The organism is uncultured Microscilla sp. (assembly GCF_947493425.1).
Lineage (GTDB): Bacteria > Bacteroidota > Bacteroidia > Cytophagales > Microscillaceae > Microscilla.
In genome coordinates, this window is the sequence record NZ_CANLRP010000341.1 from 1 (window position 1) to 2,996 (window position 2,996).

Annotated in this window: 1 rRNA gene; it reads right to left on the reverse strand. The window is 43.8% G+C overall.

The window, feature by feature from the left end:
• Positions 1-2,839 (reverse strand): 23S ribosomal RNA (locus Q0954_RS33470); the annotation flags it as partial.
• Positions 2,840-2,996 lie beyond the last annotated feature (157 nt).

Here is a 2,996-nt window from a genome sequence, read left to right on the forward strand (position 1 = left end):
TACACTTCCAACCTATCAACCTCGTAGTCTACAAGGAATTTCATAAGGAATACTCATCTTTGAGGAAGCTTCCCGCTTAGATGCTTTCAGCGGTTATCTTTTCCGTACTTAGCTACCCAGCTGTGCCTTTGGCAAGACAACTGGAACACCAGCGGTACGTCCACTCCGGTCCTCTCGTACTAAGAGCAGCTCTCATCAATATTCCAACGCCCACATCAGATAGGGACCGAACTGTCTCACGACGTTCTGAACCCAGCTCACGTACCGCTTTAATTGGCGAACAGCCAAACCCTTGGAACCGACTCCAGCTCCAGGATGCGATGAGCCGACATCGAGGTGCCAAACCTTCCCGTCGATGTGATCTCTTGGGGAAGATTAGCCTGTTATCCCCGGGGTAGCTTTTATCCGTTGAGCGACGGCCATTCCACAATGTACCGCCGGATCACTAAGTCCTGCTTTCGCACCTGCTCGACTTGTAAGTCTTGCAGTCAACCACACTTTTACCTTTGTGCTCTGCATATGGTTTCTGACCATATTGAGTGTAGCTTTGAACGCCTCCGTTACTCTTTAGGAGGCGACCGCCCCAGTCAAACTACCCACCACGCACTGTCTCCTTCCCAGATAAGGGGAACGGGTTAGAAAATCAATTTAGCAAGGGTGGTATTTCAAGGTTGACTCCACTAGAACTAGCGTCCCAGCTTCAAAGTCTCCCACCTATCCTACACATGCTAAACCAATTTTCAATACGAAGTTATAGTAAAGCTCCACGGGGTCTTGTCGTCTTGATGCGGGTAACCAGCGTTTTCACTGGTACCATAATTTCACCGAGTCCAATGTTGAGACAGTAGGGAGATCATTGCGCCTTTCGTGCAGGTCAATAATTAGTTGACAAGGAATTTCGCTACCTTAGGACCGTTATAGTTACGGCCGCCGTTCACCCGGGCTTCACTTTAATGCTTTGCGTAAGCTAACATCTCCGTTTAACCTTCGGGCACTGGGCAGGCTTCACCCTCTATACGTCGTTTTACAACTTAGCAGAGAGCTGTGTTTTTGATAAACAGTTGCCCCCCCTATTTTCTGTGGCCTATTAAAAATAGGCGCCCCTTCTCGCGAACTTACGGGGTTATTTTGCAGAGTTCCTTAACATTGGTTTTCTCGCTCGCCTTAGAATACTCATCTTGGGAACGTGTGTTCGTTCTCGGTACAGGTTGATAAAAAATTAACACTAGAAGCTTTTCTTGGAAACATGAAATCATTCAATTCGTTACTCGACCGAAGTCTTCACTATGCATCACAACTCAAGATTATGCTATACGGATTTGCCTATATAACTCTCTTGTTGCTTACCCCACAATCCAGTAAGTGGTAGAACTATCCTTTTTCGTCACTCCATCATTCTTTTACCAAGTACAGGAATATTAACCTGTTGTCCATCGACTATGCATTTCTGCCTCATCTTAGGCCCTGACTAACCCTGGGTGGACGAACCTTGCCCAGGAAACCTTTCCCAATAGGCGTCGAAGATTCTCACTTCGAATCGTTACTCATGCCGGCATTCTCACTTTTAATCTCTCCACCAGTCCTCACGGTCTGACTTCAACGAAATTAAAACGCTCTCCTAACGCACATAATGTGCCCGTAGCTTCGGTATTGTGTTTGAGTCCCGTTACATTATTGGCGCAAGATCTCTTGACTAGTGAGCAATTACGCACTCTTTAAAAGGTGGCTGCTTCTAAGCCAACTTCCTAGTTGTTTATGAAATCTCACAACCTTTCTCACTTAACACAATTTTGGGACCTTAGCTGACGATCTGGGTTGTTTCCCTCGCGAGCGTGGACGTTATCACCCACGTTCCGACTGCATAGCTTAATTTTAATGGTATTCGGAGTTTGATTATAGTCAGTACAGCTAGATGCCGCCATTCCACATTCAGTGCTCTACCCCCATTAAACAATACTATACGCTAGCCCTAAAGCTATTTCGAAGAGAACCAGCTATCTCCAGGTTCGATTGGAATTTCACCGCTATCCACAAGTCATCCGGGCACTTTTTAGCGTACTACGGTTCGGTCCTCCACTTAGTTTTACCTAAGCTTCAACCTGCTCATGGATAGATCACCTGGTTTCGGGTATATGCCAATATACTAAAGTCGCCCTATTCAGACTCGGTTTCCCTACGGCTCCGCTTTTTTCTGCTTAACCTTGCATATTAACATAACTCGCCGGCCCATACTGCAAGATGTACGCCATCACACTTTAACGTGCTCTGACTACTTGTAAGTAAATGGTTTCAGAATCTATTTCACTCCCCTCTCGGGGTTCTTTTCACCTTTCCCTCACGGTACTAGTTCACTATCGGTGTCTGATTAGTATTTAGCCTTACCGGGTGGTCCCGGCAGATTCAGACAGGGTTTCACGTGCCCCGCCCTACTCAGGATACATCTATGAGATTTTATGATTTCGTATACAGGAATATCACCTTCTATGTTGAAGCTTTCCAACTTCTTCTACTATCATAAAATTTTGTAACTCAATGTAAGATGTCCTACAACCCCTTTTTACAGGTTTGGGCTCTTTCGCTTTCGCTCGCCACTACTGACGAAATCATTATTTATTTTCTTTTCCTGTTGCTACTAAGATGTTTCAATTCGCAACGTGTCTCGCTAATTTGACTATGGATTCATCAAAATGCAACTGAGGTTTGCTCAGTTAGGTTACCCCATTCGGAAATCTCCGTATCATAGTTTATTTCCAACTCCACGAAGCTTATCGCAGGTAATCGCGTCCTTCATCGACTTTCAGACCCAAGGCATCCACCAAATACTCTTACTTAATTTAAAAGTTAATACAACTTTAATATTGCCTATTATTGCTAAAGATAAATATCTTAAGGTATTTTAATATTGGTAATCTATTTTAGAAATTTAATTTAAAAATTAAACTCGGTTATAAAAAAGATCGTTGAAATAATAAATATGAAGTTAATCATATTGTTAT